This is a genomic window from Streptomyces sp. CB02056, assembly GCF_001905545.1.
Classification (GTDB): Bacteria; Actinomycetota; Actinomycetes; order Streptomycetales; family Streptomycetaceae; genus Kitasatospora.
In genome coordinates, this window is sequence record NZ_LIPD01000004.1 from 593,436 (window position 1) to 608,394 (window position 14,959).

The 14,959-nt window shown below is 74.3% G+C and carries 15 protein-coding genes; 4 read left to right on the forward strand and 11 right to left on the reverse strand.

The features are described from left to right. Positions 1-117 precede the first annotated feature (117 nt). The 3 genes from AMK13_RS14600 (at position 118) to AMK13_RS14610 (ending at position 2,621) form a co-directional block, all read left to right on the forward strand. Positions 118-651 (forward strand): SigE family RNA polymerase sigma factor, encoded by a 534-nt coding sequence (locus AMK13_RS14600; RefSeq protein ID WP_049661368.1) that lies wholly within the window; start codon positions 118-120, stop codon positions 649-651. Continuing rightward, positions 648-1,466 (forward strand): hypothetical protein, encoded by an 819-nt coding sequence (locus tag AMK13_RS14605; protein WP_074002485.1) that lies wholly within the window; start codon positions 648-650, stop codon positions 1,464-1,466. The genes AMK13_RS14600 and AMK13_RS14605 overlap by 4 nt, the downstream gene beginning before the upstream one ends. A 177-nt stretch (positions 1,467-1,643) precedes the next feature. After that, positions 1,644-2,621 (forward strand): helix-turn-helix domain-containing protein, encoded by a 978-nt coding sequence (locus AMK13_RS14610; protein WP_049656999.1) that lies wholly within the window; start codon positions 1,644-1,646, stop codon positions 2,619-2,621. Positions 2,622-2,685: 64 nt separating this feature from the next. On the opposite strand, the gene AMK13_RS14615 is transcribed toward AMK13_RS14610, so the two are convergent. The 10 genes from AMK13_RS14615 to AMK13_RS43480 form a co-directional block, all read right to left on the reverse strand. Continuing rightward, positions 2,686-3,645, reverse strand: a complete 960-nt coding sequence (locus AMK13_RS14615; RefSeq protein WP_074002486.1) for an aldo/keto reductase — start codon at positions 3,643-3,645, stop codon at positions 2,686-2,688. Further along, a complete protein-coding gene (locus AMK13_RS14620) occupies positions 3,620-4,678 on the reverse strand; it encodes a lysylphosphatidylglycerol synthase transmembrane domain-containing protein (RefSeq protein WP_074002487.1) in 1,059 nt (352 codons plus the stop codon). The genes AMK13_RS14615 and AMK13_RS14620 overlap by 26 nt, the downstream gene beginning before the upstream one ends. Beyond that, positions 4,675-5,715, reverse strand: coding sequence for a glycosyltransferase family 2 protein (locus AMK13_RS14625; protein ID WP_241852878.1), 1,041 nt, complete (start codon positions 5,713-5,715; stop codon positions 4,675-4,677). Before AMK13_RS14625 ends, AMK13_RS14620 begins: the two co-directional genes overlap by 4 nt. Continuing rightward, positions 5,708-6,868, reverse strand: coding sequence for an endonuclease/exonuclease/phosphatase family protein (locus AMK13_RS14630; protein ID WP_206745847.1), 1,161 nt, complete (start codon positions 6,866-6,868; stop codon positions 5,708-5,710). The genes AMK13_RS14625 and AMK13_RS14630 overlap by 8 nt, the downstream gene beginning before the upstream one ends. Then, positions 6,865-7,884, reverse strand: a complete 1,020-nt coding sequence (locus AMK13_RS43475; protein ID WP_074002490.1) for a UbiA prenyltransferase family protein — start codon at positions 7,882-7,884, stop codon at positions 6,865-6,867. Before AMK13_RS43475 ends, AMK13_RS14630 begins: the two co-directional genes overlap by 4 nt. Positions 7,885-7,904: 20 nt before the next feature. Beyond that, positions 7,905-9,002, reverse strand: coding sequence for an NAD-dependent epimerase/dehydratase family protein (locus tag AMK13_RS14640; protein WP_241852879.1), 1,098 nt, complete (start codon positions 9,000-9,002; stop codon positions 7,905-7,907). Continuing rightward, the gene (locus tag AMK13_RS14645; protein WP_074002491.1) at positions 8,999-10,069 is read right to left on the reverse strand and encodes a glycosyltransferase family 2 protein; all 1,071 of its coding nucleotides are present in this window, start codon (positions 10,067-10,069) and stop codon (positions 8,999-9,001) included. Before AMK13_RS14645 ends, AMK13_RS14640 begins: the two co-directional genes overlap by 4 nt. 11 nt (positions 10,070-10,080) lie before the next feature. Further along, entirely contained in the window at positions 10,081-11,733 is a 1,653-nt protein-coding gene (locus tag AMK13_RS14650) for an MBL fold metallo-hydrolase (protein ID WP_074002492.1), read from the reverse strand. A 183-nt stretch (positions 11,734-11,916) separates the two neighbouring features. Then, the gene (locus AMK13_RS14655) at positions 11,917-12,234 is read right to left on the reverse strand and encodes a hypothetical protein (protein WP_074002493.1); all 318 of its coding nucleotides are present in this window, start codon (positions 12,232-12,234) and stop codon (positions 11,917-11,919) included. A 35-nt stretch (positions 12,235-12,269) separates the two neighbouring features. Further along, complete coding sequence (locus AMK13_RS43480) at positions 12,270-12,410, reverse strand: hypothetical protein (protein WP_158077701.1); 141 nt, start codon at positions 12,408-12,410, stop codon at positions 12,270-12,272. Positions 12,411-12,811: 401 nt separating this feature from the next. Between AMK13_RS43480 and AMK13_RS45875 the strand changes: the two genes are divergently transcribed. Further along, positions 12,812-13,858 carry a VanZ family protein gene (locus AMK13_RS45875; protein WP_074002494.1) on the forward strand — a complete coding sequence of 349 codons (1,047 nt, stop codon included), beginning with the start codon at positions 12,812-12,814 and terminating at the stop codon, positions 13,856-13,858. Between the two features lie 37 nt (positions 13,859-13,895). On the opposite strand, the gene AMK13_RS14665 is transcribed toward AMK13_RS45875, so the two are convergent. After that, entirely contained in the window at positions 13,896-14,951 is a 1,056-nt protein-coding gene (locus AMK13_RS14665) for a YncE family protein (protein WP_074002495.1), read from the reverse strand. Between the last annotated feature and the right edge of the window lie 8 nt (positions 14,952-14,959).

A 14,959-nucleotide genomic window follows, 5' to 3' on the forward strand; every position in this document is an offset into this window, starting at 1 on the left:
GCCGCAGAGGATGTCACGGCCCGTCAGAAAGATCCCTCGGGTTTTCCCCCTCCGGTGACATCCCGGCAGCGGGTCCGCTCCGTCGGAGAGGGCAGAGACGAACGGAGGGCACGCCCTGTGCGTAGCGCAGACCTGGAGGAGTTCCGCGGCTTCGCCGAGGACCGGTTGCCGCACCTGCGGCGGACCGCGTACCTGATGTGCGGCGACTGGCACCACGCCGAGGACATCACGCAGACCGCACTGACCAAGCTGTACGCGGTGTGGGGAAGGCGGCACCGGATCGCCAACCTGGAGGCCTACGCCCACCGGGTGCTGACCCGGTCCTGCATCGACCACACCCGGCGCCGCTGGCGGCGCGAGGACCCGACGCCCGTGCTGCCCGACCGGGCCGGCCAGGGAGCCGACCCCTCGCTGGGCCTCCAGGTCCGGGCCGCGCTGGCCGCGCTGCCGCCGCGTCAGCGGGCCGTGGTGGTCCTGCGGTTCTGGGTCGACCTGGACATCGCGGCCACCGCCAAGGCGCTCGGCTGCACCGCCGGCACGGTCAAGAGCCACACCTTCCGGGCTCTCGCCCGGCTGCGCGAGCTGCTCGGCGAGACCGACCCGTTCGACGAACTGGCCGTCACCCCTACCCCCCTGAAGGAACTGCTGTGACACATGACCACGCCCTCGACGGGCAGGACGAGCTGCGGGCCCTGCTCGCCACCGGGCTCGGCACCGAACCGCCACTGCCCGCCGACTCGGTGGACGCGGCAGTGGCCGCCGGACGACGCCGCAGCGGCGTGCGGCTGGCCGTGCGGGCCGGCGCCGGGGTGGCAGCCGCCGCGGCTCTGACCGCCCTGCTGGGGGGCCTGCCGACCGGCGGTGCCGCCCACGACCCGGGCGGCACGGCGGTGGCCGCCGACCCGCTGACCGGCCCGCTGACCCTGGCCGGCGCGGCCGGCGACGCCCCGCAACCGCTGCGACCGGACTCCTTCGGCCCCGGCGGCGGCCGGCCCACCGGCTGGAGCAGCGAGCAGCTGGGCGCCACCCTGGCCGGGCTCCTTCCGGCGGGCGGCGGCACGACGGTGCGCGGCGGTGACATTCCCGGCCGCACCTTCCGGGTCGACTGGGCGTCCCCGGTGGGCCAGGTGGAGCTCGTCGGCGGCGCCGACCGGACCGCCGACGCCCCGAACGTACCGCTCTGCGCCACGATCGCCCTGCCCAAGGTCACGCCGCGCCCCGGCGTGCCCTCGCCGCAGGAGGCGGCCCCGCGCACCAACTGCCAGGTGGCCGAACTCCCGGGCGGCGCCCGGGGCGAGGCGATGACGCTGACCTTCCCGCAGGGCGGCCGCGTCTCCCAGTACGTCCGCGTGCAGCGTGCCGACGGTCGGACGGTGACGCTCCAGCAGTGGGCCGGCGCGTCCGGCGCGGGCCTGGGAACGGACGAGCTGCTGGCGATCGCCGACGACCCCGCCTGGCGCTTCTGACCGGCCGCGGCCCGGGACGCGTCCGCCCCGCCGTGCGCCTGCCCGGCGGGGCGTGACCCGTGCTGTCGGCCCCCGGGGCGGGACGGTGGGCATCCGAGAAATATTGGTATAGACCTAGTCGGCTAGCTGGCTTAGCCTCCCTGTGGTGACGAGCGGGACCATACGGGGGTATCTGCTGTGCTTGAGGTGCTGGGCATCGAACCGTCGGCGGAGGCGGTGTACCGGCTGATCGTGGAGGAGCCGGGGTTCCGGGTCGTCGACATGGCCGAGCGGTTGGGGTGGAGTGAGGAACGGGTGCGGGTCGCGTTGAACCGGTTGGCCGAGCTGGACCTGGTGAACCTGGAGGACGGCTGCCGGGACGCGGTGCCGTTCAACCCGGACGTCGGGTTCGGGTTCCTGCTCTCGCGGGCCACCGCCGACCTCAGCCGGCGCCAGCGGCAGATCGAGTCCGCCGAGCAGGCGGTGACGGCGCTGAGCGCCCGGTTCAACGCCAACCGGGCCTCGCGGTACGAGGTCATCCACCGGCTGGAGGGGCTGGACATGGTCCGCAAGCGGCTGGAGGACCTGGCCTCCACCGCCGAGCGCGAGTGCCTGTCGCTGCTGCCCGGCGGCGCCCAGCTGCCGGACACCATGGACGCCAGCGAGCCGCTGGACCGGCAGGCGCTGGAACGCGGGGTGCGGATCAGGAGCGTCTACCAGGAGAGCTTCCGCAACGACCCGGCGACGCTGGAGTACGTCCGCTGGTTCACCCGGCTCGGCGGGCAGGCCTGCACGGTGCCCTTCCTGCCGCTGCTGCTGGTGGTGGTGGACCGGGAGACCGCGCTGGTGCCGATCGACCCGCAGGACGGCCGCGCGGGCGCGCTGGAGGTCCGGACCCCGGGGGTGGTGAGCGCGCTGGCCCTGCTGTTCGAGGAGTTCTGGGCGGCGGGCACGCCGTTCGGCCAGGACCCGCGCCGCAACGAGCACGATCTGACGCCCCAGGAAAGGGAGTTGCTGCTCCTGCTGAGCATCGGCTGCACCGACGAGGTGGCCTCCCGGCGGCTCGGGCTGTCGCTGCGCACGGTGCGCCGGATGAGCTCCCAGCTGATGAACCGGCTGGGCGCGCGCAGCCGGTTCGAGGCGGGGGTGCGCGCCGCGAAGGAGGGCTGGCTCTGACCGACGGGCACGGGGCCGGGGCCTGTCCCGCACGACAGGCCCCGACGGCTGGCGGGAGGTCCGGTCAGGCCGCGGTGTCCAGCCGTCGGCGCTGCTCCTCGTCGAGGACGAGGTCCAACGCGCCCAGGCTCTCCTCCAGTTGGGCGACGGAGCTGGCGCCGACCACCGGGACGGTCGGGACGGGGTGGCCGATCAGCCAGGCCAGCACCACCTGGTTGACGGTGGCGCCGGTCTCCTCGGCCACCTCCGCCAGTACGGCCAGCCGGGCCTTCGTCTCCGGCCGCTCGTACTCCGCGCGCAGCGGGCGGTCCGGGCGGCAGTACGAGCCGCCGAGCAGCGGGGAGTAGGCGAGCAGCGCCATCGAGGGCCGCGCCGTGAGGTACGAGAGCAGGGCCTCGTCGGCGTGCTTCTGGACGCCGAAGTCCGCGTCGGGCCTCGGCCGCAGGTAGCTGTGGCGCTGCTGGACGCACCGGTAGCCGGGCCAACCCCGGTCGGCGGCAAGGTCGTTGGCGTCGGCCAGCTGGGCGGCGCTGTGGTTGCTGCACCCGAGGGCGGTGACCTTGCCGTCGGCGACCAGCCCGGCGAAGGCGCCCATGGTCTCCTCGACCGGTGTGGCCGGGTCGGCCACGTGCGCGTAGTACAGGTCCAGCCGGTCGGTGCCGAGGCGGCGCAGGCTGCCCTCCGCCGCCTCCCGCACCGCGCGGGCGGACAGGCCCTCGATGTGCTCGGGGAAGGGCAGTCCGGGCACCGGGCGGGCGCCGAGCTTGGTGGCGAGCACCAGGTCGTCGCGGTTGCCGCGGCGGGCCGTCCAGCGGCCGAGCAGTTCCTCGCTCTCGTAGCCGTTCGCGCCGGGCGCCCAGAAGGCGTAGTTGTTCGAGGTGTCGATGAACGTCCCACCGGCTTCCGTGAACCGGTCGAGGATCGCCGTCGCGGTCTCCTCGTCGACGGTGGTGCCGAAGGTCATCGCGCCGAGACAGAGAACGCTGGCCGACTGGCCGTCAACTCCGAGGCTGCGGTACCGCATCAGTCTTCCCTCCAGGGGGATCGGCAGTGGTGTCGCCGGGCGCGGCCGGGGCAGTGCCCCGCCGCGACCTGGTCACCAGAATCATTACCCCGGCGGTGCCCAGTTCGGCCACTGTGCAGACCAGCCGGGAGACGATCGCGGCCGCGCCGGCCGTGGAGACCGGCACGACCGTCGACAGCGACAGCACCAGGACCATCTCCCGGGCGCCCAGGCCGTCCGGGAGGACGATCGTCAGCGTGCCCGCGACGGTGGCGAGCGCGAACCCCCCGACGCAGGCCGCCAGCGAGCGGCCGGGCGGCCCGCCCAGGGCGACCACGATCAGCCACAGGTGCAGGCCGGCCGAGAACCAGGACAGCAGGGCCAGGGCGAGCGAAACCCGCACCGCGCGGGGCGAGTTGCGCCCGGACGGCGGCGGTCGGCGGAACAGCCGGGCGCCGTGCTCCACCGCCGCGCCGATCAGGCCCGGACGGACCACGAAGCAGAGCAGCACCAGGACCGGCAGGGCCAGCCACCAGGTGTTGCCGCCGAGCACGGCGGGCGCGATGCCGAGCGCGGCGAGGCAGGCGGTCAGCATGGTGATGCCCAGGCTGACCACGTAGGTGGTGACCATCCGTCCGGCCGTGGCCCCGTGCTCGGCGCCCAGCTGGATGTGCGCGAGCAGCCCGAAGACCGGGGTCGGGAGGAACTTGCCGAGCAGCCCGCAGAAGAAGATCCGGGCGCTGCCGAACAGCCCGACGGGCGGCCCCAGGTCGTCCAGGACGGCCCGCCAGGACAGCAGGCCGAGCAGTAGCCCGCCGACGTTCGTCAGTACGGACACCGCCAGCAGGGCCAGGGACCAGCCGTCCGCCATCCTGGTGACCAGGCTCCAGGCGTCGTTGCGGGCCACCGCGACCAGGCCCGCGACGCCGGCGACCAGCAGGACGGCGGTCAGCAGCCGCCGCCGGCCCCGCGGCGGGCCGGCCGGACCGCCCCCGGACGCGTCCGCCGTGACGCCGTCCGCCGCGACGCCGTCCGCCGTGACACCGTCCGTCATGACGCCGGGTGCCGCGGCCGCCGGAAGCCGCGTTCGGTGAGCGCCCGCACCGCGCCCCGGGCGACGCCCGCCACCAGCGCGGTGTGCAGCAGGAAGTGGTAGCCGACGAACACCGGGTAGTACCGCAGCCCCTGGTCGCGCACCACGAACCGGGCCAGCCCCGGGTCCGCCACCGCGAACCAGGCCACGCCCAGCGCCGGGAGGACGGCCGCCTTGGGCGTGAGCAGCAGTAGCGGCAGGCTCCCCCAGGTGGCGGCGGTGGCCAGCACGCCCGGCATCCGGTTCGCCTTGAGCGCCCCGGGGCTGAAGCGGTGGGCGCCGGCGAACGCCACCAGCAGCTGCGAGCGCCGGTACTGCTCGCCGAGCAGCGCGCCCAGCCGCTCCACGTCGTCGTGCCGGCCGGTGATGCGCTCGGTCAGCAGGATCGGGTACTTCGCCGCCAGCCGCTCGCTGTACTCCACGTCCTCCGACTCCCGCAGGGTCTCGTCCAGCGGGCCGATCTCCTCGTACACCTCCCGCCGGATGGCGCACATGGCGAAGAAGACGGTGCGCACCCGGCCGGTGGCCCGCCGGCGCCACCAGTACTCGTGCAGGACGCGGTAGCGCTCGACCGGGCCGTCGTCGAACAGCGCCCGCTTGCCGACCACCCCGTGGACGCAGCCGAGGTCGGGCTGCTCCGCCAGCAGGGCCACGGCGTTCGCGACCGCGTCCGGGTCCAGCGCGATGTCGGAGTCCAGGAAGAACAGGATCTCCCCGGTGCTCTCGGCCGCCCCGCGGTTGCGGGCGACGGACACCCCGCCGTTGCGCTGGGTGATCAGCCGGACGGGGTAGCGCCGGACGATCTCCGGGGAGCGGTCCGAGCTGCCGTCGTCGACGACGAGCACCTCGTGCACGGGGTACGTCTGCGCGAGGGCGGACTCGACGACCGCCGCGATGGTCTTCTCGTAGTTGTAGTTGGGGATGATCACCGACACGGTGGGCCGTGCGTCGGCCGTGGGTGCCTCCGGACCGGTCATGTGTGCCTCCGGATCAGCCATGTGTGCCTCCCGTTGCGGGCCCGGTGATCCAGGCGTCCTGGCGGAGATGGTCGGATGTGCCCTCGGGGCTGCTCAGCGAGTAGCGGTGGGTCCGGGAGCCGTGTGCGGTGAACGCCCAGTCGAAGCGCCACCAGTCGTGCCAGCTGCCGGCGTCCCAGGACATCGGCAGGACCGTGTCGCCCGCGTCCGCCGCGTCCTGGGTGAGGCCGCGCAGCTCGTTGAGGTCGCCCATGCCGGCGTTGGTGTTGAAGTCGCCGGCGATGAACAGGGGGTCGGGGTTGGCCCGGACGTCCCGGACCAGCCCGTCGAACTGCTGCCGGCGCTCCCGCTGCCGGCGGTGCACGTCGGCCGGGAAGTCCTGCGGGGGCATCCCGTAGGCGACCGGCACGAGCATGTGGACGTTGTAGAAGGACATCACCGAGCCGTTGACCGCGAGGTCGGTGCGCAGCACCTTGGCCCCGGCGAAGACGCGCGACCAGTCGCCCTCCCCGCGCGCCCGCAGCTCCTGGTCCGGGCCGACCGGCGGCTGCGCCACCACGGGGAACCGGGAGAGGGTCACCAACTCGCCCCGGGTGACCACCTGGTAGCCCGGGAACTCGCGCTTCAGCCGGGCGGTGTCGTCCACCTCGCGGGCGCCGTCGGCGCCGGCCGCGTCGTCCCAGTGCAGGTACTCCTGGAGCAGGTACACGTCGGCGTTCTGGGCCTTGAGGTAGGCGTAGAACCGGTCCGGGTCCACGTCGGAGCCCCAGTACTCGGTGTTCTGCGCGACGACGTGGATCGCGCCGGGCGGCACCGTCCGGTCGGCCGTCGCCGCGGCCAGCGTCAGCCCCGACTGGTCCAGCCCGACGGCGAGCGAGAGCACGCCCATGACGGCGGGCCAGCGCACCCGGCCGCGGCCGCGGCGCAGCCGGAGGGCGAGGGCGGCCAGCAGCACCAGCAGCGGGACGCCGAGCAGGACCGGGGGCGGGGCGGCCCCGGGGACGACCCAGAACCAGGCCCGGCCGGTCAGCGCCTCCTGGAGCGCGCAGAACAGCAGCCACCCGGCGCTCACCGCGGCCAGCAGCCGGACCGGCCAGGTGGCGGCCCGGTCGGCGAGGAACCAGGACCGCCGGGGCCGGGGGAGCGCGAAGCGCCCGGGCTGAGGGGCCGTCACCACGACTGCACCGCCAGCAGGAGTCCGAAGCCGGTCAGCCACAGTCCGCCGACGGCGAGCATGGTCCGGTCCGTGAAGAGGGTCCGGGTCGGTTCGCCGCCGCCCTCGCTGACCAGCAGGATCTGCAGGTAGCGGGCGATCGCGAAGACCGCCAGCGGAGTGGAGAGCAGGATCCGCAGCTGGCGCATGCCGCCGGCCGCGGCGTCGCTCTGCAGGAAGGACACGTAGGCGAGCACGGTCACCGAGGCGGCGAAGGTGACCATGCTGTTCAGGAACGGGACGGAGTAGGCGCGCAGGGCCGGCCGGTGCAGCTCCGAGGGCCCGCCCTGCACCGAGGTCAGCTCGTGCCGGCGCTTGCCGAAGCCGAGCAGGATGCAGACCGAGAAGACGCAGAGCAGGAACCAGGAGGAGATCGGGACGGAGGCCGCCATCGCGCCGGCGCAGACCCGCAGCACGAAGCCGGTGGCGATGACGAAGACGTCGACCACCGAGACGTGCTTGAGGACGAAGCTGTACAGGATGTTGGTGACCGCGTAGACGAGCACGGGGACGGCGGCGGCCCCCGCGGCCGCCGAGCCGGCCAGCAGGGCGAGGTAGAGGACGGCGCCGAGCACGATCGCGACCGGGACCGGGACGGCCCCGGAGGCGATCGGGCGGTGGCGTTTGACCGGGTGGCGGCGGTCCCGCTCCCGGTCGGCGAGGTCGTTGACGACGTAGGTGGCCGAGGACGCGAGGACGAACAGGACCAGGACGGGCAGGGCGCCGGCGACGGCCGGCCACGGCGAGGCGCCGGACGCCAGCAGGGGCAGCACCAGGACGACCGCGTTCTTCGGCCACTGGAACGGTCTGACCAGCCGGAGCAGGCCGCGCACCAGCGAGCCGCGCCGGGGCTCCCCGGGCAGCCCGGACCCGCCGGGCTCCTCGGGCAGGTCGGCGGGCGGGGGGCCGGTGGCCCCGTCGGGCGGATGCACCGGCGGGCCGATGAGGCCCTTTCGGTACTCGCTCGCAGTACTCACTTCCGTTCCCTTCGCTGCTGTCAGAAGAGGACCTTGACCGTGCGCAGGGCACCCTCGCGCCAGCGGTCGGAGTGCGTCCGGCCGGTGGTGCCGGCCACGGCGGACCGGTTCGCGCGGTACCAGGTGAAGCTGCGCTCGATGGCGGTCGCGTTGGAGTGGCGGGGGGTGAAACCGAGCACCTCGCGGGCGTCGGTGATGTCGACGCAGGAGTCCCGGGTGAGCTTCTGGACGAGGCGTCCGTAGACCGGGGACAGCCGCAGCGCGGCCAGCGTCCGCAGGGCGGCCTTCGCCGGGCCGAGCGGCAGCGGGACGACCCGCTTGCCGTGGCCGGCGAGGTCCAGGACGACCTGGCAGTCCTCGCGGAACGAGCCGTACTCGGCCGCGCCGACGTTGAACTCCCGGTTGACCCGCTCGCCCGGCAGGGTCAGCACCGCGGTCACCAGGTCGCAGAGGTCCTCGACGTCCAGCATCTGGTTGAGGGTGTGGCCGCCGCCGAGGACGGGGAAGCCCCGGCCGTCGAGCGCCCAGTCGAAGAGCATCGCGAAGACGCCCAGCCGGCCCGGGCCGATGAAGGTCTTCGGGCGCAGGACGGGCACGCACATGCCCCGGTCGCGGTAGTCGGCGCACAGCCGCTCGGCCGCGATCTTCGCGGCGTTGTACGGGTCGACCGGGACCAGCGGGTGGGTCTCCGGGGTCGGCGTGCGCTCCGGCAGGCCGTACACCGCGGTGGAGGAGATGTGCAGCACCCGGTCGGTCCCGGCCCGCCGGGCGGCGTCCAGGACGGTGCGGGTGCCGTCGACGTCCACCGAGCGGATCTCCGCCGCCGGGTGGCTCGGCAGGGCGGCGGCGCCGTGCACCACCACGTCCGCCTCGGCCGCCAGCCGGCCGAGCAGGGTGCGGTCCCGGACGTCGCCGACCACCGCCTCCACGGAGGGCAGGGCGGCGAGTCCGGGCGGCAGCGGGCGGCGGTCGAGGGCGACCACCCGGTGGACGGGCGAGCTGCCGAGCCGTCGGACCAGGGCGCTGCCGAGGAAGCCGGCCGCGCCGGTGAGCAGTACGCGCTGGGGGCGGGCGGTGGGGCGGGGGCCGTCGGGCGTCACGGGGCTGTCGGTGGTCACGGGCGGCCTGCCGGCGGGGTGGTCGGGCCGGGGGCACCGGCGAGCGGCGGACGGGCGGCGCCCACCGGCGGCACCTGGCGCCGGTACAGCCGCCGGAACCGCGGGCTCAGCAGCCACTGGCCGGCCCCGACCGCCGCGCCCGCCGTCACCGCGGTGCCCGCCGCGAAGTGCAGGGCGGTGTACGCGACCGCCGTCGGGACCCCGCGCTCGCGGACCAGGAAGGCGTGGAAGCCGCGGTCGGCGAGCACGGCGCCGGCCGCCAGGGCGGCGGTGGCGGGCAGTGTCCGGCGGGACACCAGGGCCAGCGGTAGCGAGGCCACCGCGCCGGCCGCGGCGAGCGCGGCGACGGCCCGGGAGCGGGTCTCGAACCCGCGCATGAAGCCCCGGTGGTCCACGTAGAGCGGCACCCGCAGGCGCGCCCGGCGGAACAGCTTGCGGACCAGCCCGGACAGCTGCTCCTCGTCGTTGTGCCGCCCGACCACCGCGGAGCTGAGCTCGATCCGGTGGGTGGCCGACAGCCGTACGCCGAAGTCGATCTCCTCGGTCTGGCGCAGGGCCGGGTTGAGCCCGCCGGAGTCCAGGAACAGCGACCGGCGGATGGCCGCCAGGGCCGAGAACCAGGGGGTGACGGTGCCCTCGGAGCTGATCCGCCAGTAGTACGACTGGAGGATCCGGTAGTCCCCGACCCGGGTGGTCGGCAGCAGCGGCTCCTTGGCGGTGATGCCGCACACCGACCCGGTCTCCGGGTCGGCGGCGAGGCGCTCCACCGCGGCGGCGACCGAGGTCGGGGAGAGGCCGACGTCGGCGTCCAGGAAGAACACGATCTCGCCGCGGGCCTCCCGGGCGCCGCGGTTGCGGGTCTCGGCGGGCCCCGCGTTGCGCTCCTGGCGGACCAGTCGGCACGGGTACTTCTCCGCCACCAGGGCGGAGTCGTCGGTGCTGGCGTCGTCGACCACGACGATCTCGAGGTTGGGGTAGGTCTGGGCGGTCACCGCGTCCAGGCAGGCGGGCAGTGTGCGGGCGTCGTTGTAGAGCGGGATGACCACCGACACCAGGGGAAGGGTCATGTCTGTCCTGTTCAGGCCGCGGGGATCTCGGGCAGGTCCGGGTCATCGTCGGACGGGTTGACCCGCGCCTCGCTGATGATCTTCCGGTCGTCACTGGTCAGGCAGCGGCCGGTGGCCAGGTCGAACTCCCAGTCGTGCAGGCGGCAGGTGAGGATGCCGTCCCGGTGGGAGCCGAACCGGACCAGGTCCGCCTTGAGGTGGGGGCAGAGCCGCTGGACGACGTGGTCGCCGGCCCGGGCGCGCTCCTCGGTCTGGCTCAACTCCGCGTAGTAGCCCTCGACATAGGCCATCCGCTCGGTCGAGAGGGAGGCGAAGAAGGTGGTCACGAACTCGTTGAAGGGCCCCTTGCGGGCGGCCTTGAAACGGCAGGACAGGAACAGCTCGTTCGCCCAGTCGGGGCAGCGCTCGGCGACCATCCGCTCCACCAGCGGCCGGGGCAGCTCGAAGCGGTAGCGGCACTCCTCGCCCGCCCAGCGGGCCACCCGGCGGTCCAGGAAGTCGAACAGGATCTGCTCGGTGGGTGCGGCCCCGGCTCCGGTCCCGGCTCCGGTCCCGCCGTCGGCTCCCTCCTCGGCTCCGGTCGCGTCCGGGGTGTCCACCACCTCGACCAGGACCCGGCCGTTGATGCCCTCGCAGGTGCGGTCGGCGTACTGCAGCAGCGGCTCCACCCACTCCCGCAGGCCGGTCAGCAGGTCGGTGCGGGTGGTCGGCCAGCCGGCCTTCTCCGCGCGGATCCGGTCGGCCCGGCGGGCCTGGTACTCGCGCAGGTAGCCGGTGCGGTCGTCGCGGATCCGGGCGACCGTCCGCTCGTCGACCTGCTCCAGCCGGCAGCTGCGGTCCGGGCCCAACTCGGCCACGGTGCCCGGCAGGAGGAGGTGGGTGTTGGTCACCCCGCGCTCGCGGAGGAAGTCGAGGAAGACCCACTGGTCGGGGAAGATGTTGGCGTCGTCGCCGTCCAGGTCGTTGAGGTGGAAGAGCTCCTCGTCCAGGAAGCAGGGCGGCCCGGCGAACGGGAAGACGTGCTCGGCGCCGTACTGCTCGACGTAGTTCAGGGCGCGGGCCATGCCGTTGCGGCGCTTGCGGCGGCCGACGGTCTGCTTCATCCGGGCGGGGAAGTCGTACACCATCGGGTACCAGATCGCCCCGGAGTACTGGAGGAAGTGCCCGGCGAGCGGCCCGAAGGACCTGATCCGGGGCTCGTCGACCGGGCGGGCGTCGTTCTGGTTGAGGATCCGGGTGCCGTTGTCGTCGATGAGGATCGCGGAGTCGCCGATCGGGCCGTCGGTCGGCGAGGTGAGGGCGTTGACCATCACCTGGACGCCGCCGTCCAGTTGCGTCGGTTCGAGGTCCCGGGTCTGGACGAAGTGGCGGAAGCCGAGGTCCTCCAGGGACGTCCGCAGGTCGCGGACCGGGTAGTCCGGCAGCAGGACGACGGTGTCCTTGGACATCCGGGTCCGCAGCCACTCGGCGTCGAAGTGGTCGTGGTGGAGGTGGGAGACGTACAGGTACTCCGCGGTGTGCAGTTGGGCGGTGTCCATCGCCTCGTTGTCGGGGAACGGGAACCACGAGGCGAAGAACGCCGGATTGAACCAGGGGTCGCAGAGGATGCGCCCGGCACTGGTCTCCACGAGCAGGCCGGCGTGGCCGACGGATGTGATGCGCATGAGTCTCCAATGGCGGTCGAGCGACTTCAGGAGGAGGCGGCCGGGGAGAGGCAACGGCCGTGGGGGGAGCCACCGTTGGGGGAGCGGCCGCGGTGCCGTCCGGGCGGGCGTCAGCGGCCGTCCGTGGGCCCTGTCGGCGGTCGTGGGCGGGCGTCAGCGGTCGTCAGCGGCCGTCAGTGGCCGTCAGTGGGTGTCGCGCCGCGGGCCGGCGGGCCGGTCGAGCACGTTGAAGTCCGCGACGGCGAACCGGGCGAGTGCCGTCGGGCCGGCGACGGCCCGGTGGGCGATCGCGATGGCGCGGCCGACGGCGTCGGTCAGGTCGCAGCCGGCGAGGTAGAAGGTCAACCGGACACCCCGGGGGGTGATGTGGACGTGGAGGTGCTCGACGCCGTCGCGGGCGGACGTGACGCTGTCCAGGGCCGAGAGCACGGCCCCGACGGTCGGCCGGGCGCCCGCCGACCCGCCTGTCGCGGCGGTCAGCAGCACGCCGACGAGGTGCACCGGAAGTCCTGGGAGCTCTGGGGGGAACCGGCCGGTCAGCCCCAGGAGAAGCCGCTGCCCACCGCGGCCGGGAAGGCCTGCGGGAGCGGGCGGAAGGGAAGCGGGGCGACCGGCGCGGTGGTGAGCCCGGTCGTCGTCCGGCGTACGGGGCCGCGGGAACGCGCGGAGGTGAACATGGGGAAGTCCTCCGAATCCTGGGGGGTTTCGGGCCGCTCTCGTTCGTCCGCGGCCTCGGTGGTCCCAAGATTCGCACGGGCCCCGGTGCGCTCACACGGGTTCAGGGTGACACCAAACGCGTGGCAGCTTCGGGCCAGGAAGGGGACGTCGCGCCGACCCCGGATGAGCTGCGCGGCAGTCGACTTGGCAGGTTTCGGTCAGGCGGAAGGTGTCAGCCCGCCGCCGTCCCGCGTTCCGCGATGCGGACAGCCGGCGGCCGCCCCCGGGAGGGAATACGTGCAGGTCCCTCGCGTGGACGGCTCGGTCTCGCGAGGGACCTGAGGGTGGGTCCGGGGCCGGAGCGGGCCGGTGCCACGGCTGGGGTAGCGTTCCTTTGCCTACCCTTGACCCGGAAGACCTGATGATCGAAGCAAGCTACTCGGCCGTCCCCGCCCTCCTGCTCGTGTTCGCCGTCCTCGGGTCGGCGCTCGCCCTCGGAACCGCCCGGTGGGCCCGCCGGAGAGGCATGGCGGTCCCGACGGCGGTGCTGTGGGGACTGAGCCTGGCGGGCGAACTGGCGGTGACGCTGACACCGACGGCCACCGGGTACTCGGGGCCGCCGAGTTGCGCGATCGGGCCCGGCATGTGGGCCGACGCGACGGCGCAGCAGGGGCTGATGAACATCGCGCTCTACCTGCCACTGGCGTTCTTCGGCGTGCTGCTCTTCCGACGGCCGGTCACCGTGCTCGCGGGCTGCGCGGTGCTGTCCGCCGTCACCGAGGTCGTCCAGACCCTGCTCGGGACCGGACGCGCCTGCGACGCTGCGGACTTCGTCGACAACGCGGCCGGCGCGCTACTGGGGACGCTGCTCGCCGCCGGCTGGCTGCTGGCGCGGCGGCGCGGGCTGCCCAGGCTGCGCCGGGACCTGGTCCACGGGCTGGTGCTGGGCGCCGTCGGGCTGGCGGGGGCGGGGCTGGTGGTCCACTTCGGGATCCGCACGTACCGGGACTCGCCGGGCCTCTTCGCCCCGCCGTCCGACGACATCGCGACGGCGCAGCGGGTGGCGGAGGGCGTGTTCGGCCCGCGCACGCTGGTGGACACCACCACGACCACCGCCGACCCCGGGCTCACCCAGCAGATCATGGACGTCAGCACCGACCGCGGCGACCTCCGGATCGAGCAGCCCAGCGGCCGTCTGCTCGCCGTCGCCGCCGCCACGCCCTCCGCCGACGCGGCCGGCTCGCCCGCCCTCACCCCGGAGCAGGTCGTCGCCGCCGGCCGGGCCTTCGCCGACACCTGGTTCGCCGACCGGATCGCCGGCCTGACCCCGACCGTCACCCCCGCTGGCCCGAACGGCGCTGCCCGCACGCTTGGTTACCGCCGCGAGGGTACGGCCGCCGGGCAGCCGGCGGTGCGCCTCGATCTGACCGTGGGCGCCGACGGCCGCATCCTGACAGCTGCCTCGTAGTCCCTGGTCCTCGAACTCCCGTGGTCCGTCCCGGGGTTCAGGCGGGGCGGGGCAGGTACGCCAGGCCGTGCGCGCCCGCCTCGCCGAGCCGGGGGACCTCCAGTCGGGCCACCGGCTCCAGCGCCTCCAGGTCGATGACGTCGACGGTGGAGGAGACGGCGCAGGAGACGTAGGCGAGGCGGCCGTCGGGGGAGGAGGTGACGGTGAGCGGGAAGAGGCCCACCTCGACCGAGCCGAGCCGCTGGTGACCGTCGGCGGCGAAGACCGTGAGACGGCCGGGGAGTTGGCGCCCCAGGGGCGAGCCGGCCTCGGGGACGCTGCGCACCTCGCCGGCCAGCAGCCTGCCGGTCGGGGTGAGGTGGACCGGCAGGGCCGGGGAGTCCGTCGGGAGGACGTCCGTGACGGACGCGGTCGCGACGTCGATGACGCGGATGCCGGGGGTCGGGGCGGGCATGGCGGTGGTCGAGAAGTACGGGCCGGCGACGTAGACCCGGGCGCCGTCGGGGGAGACGGCCAGGCCCTCGCTGCCGGGGACCTCGACCTTGGCGGTCAGCACGCCCCGGTCGAGGTCGACGACCGAGACGAAGGGTGCCTCCTTGTTGGTGGCGAAGCCGGTCCGGCCGTCCGGGGTGATGGCGAACCAGTGCGGACCGGGCGCCTCGGTGTCGATCCGGCCGATCGGGCGGCGGGTCCCGGTGTCGATGACCACGACGCCGCCGGGCCGGTCCGGGCCGCCCTCCACGCTGACGTACAGCCGGCCGCGGGCGGTGTCCAGGGCCAGCCCGTGCGGGCCGTGTTCGGGGGCGAGGTCGACCACGTCGACGACCCGCCGGGTGTCGGCGTCGATGACGGTCACCTCGGTGCGGCGGCCGCTGTTGGCGCCGTAGTAGCCCGAGCGGTAGGCGCTGGTGCACCAGAGCAGCCGCCGGGTCGGGTCGAAGCAGAGCTCGTGCGGTTCGGCGAGGACCCGGACGGTGTCGAGGTGCCGGTCGGTGGCGGCGTCGAAGAACAGGACGTTCGAGCCGCTCTGGCTGACGATGGCGAGGACGTCGCCGGTGCGGTCGGTGCGGTCGGCACGGGTGGGCTGCGACATGAGGACTC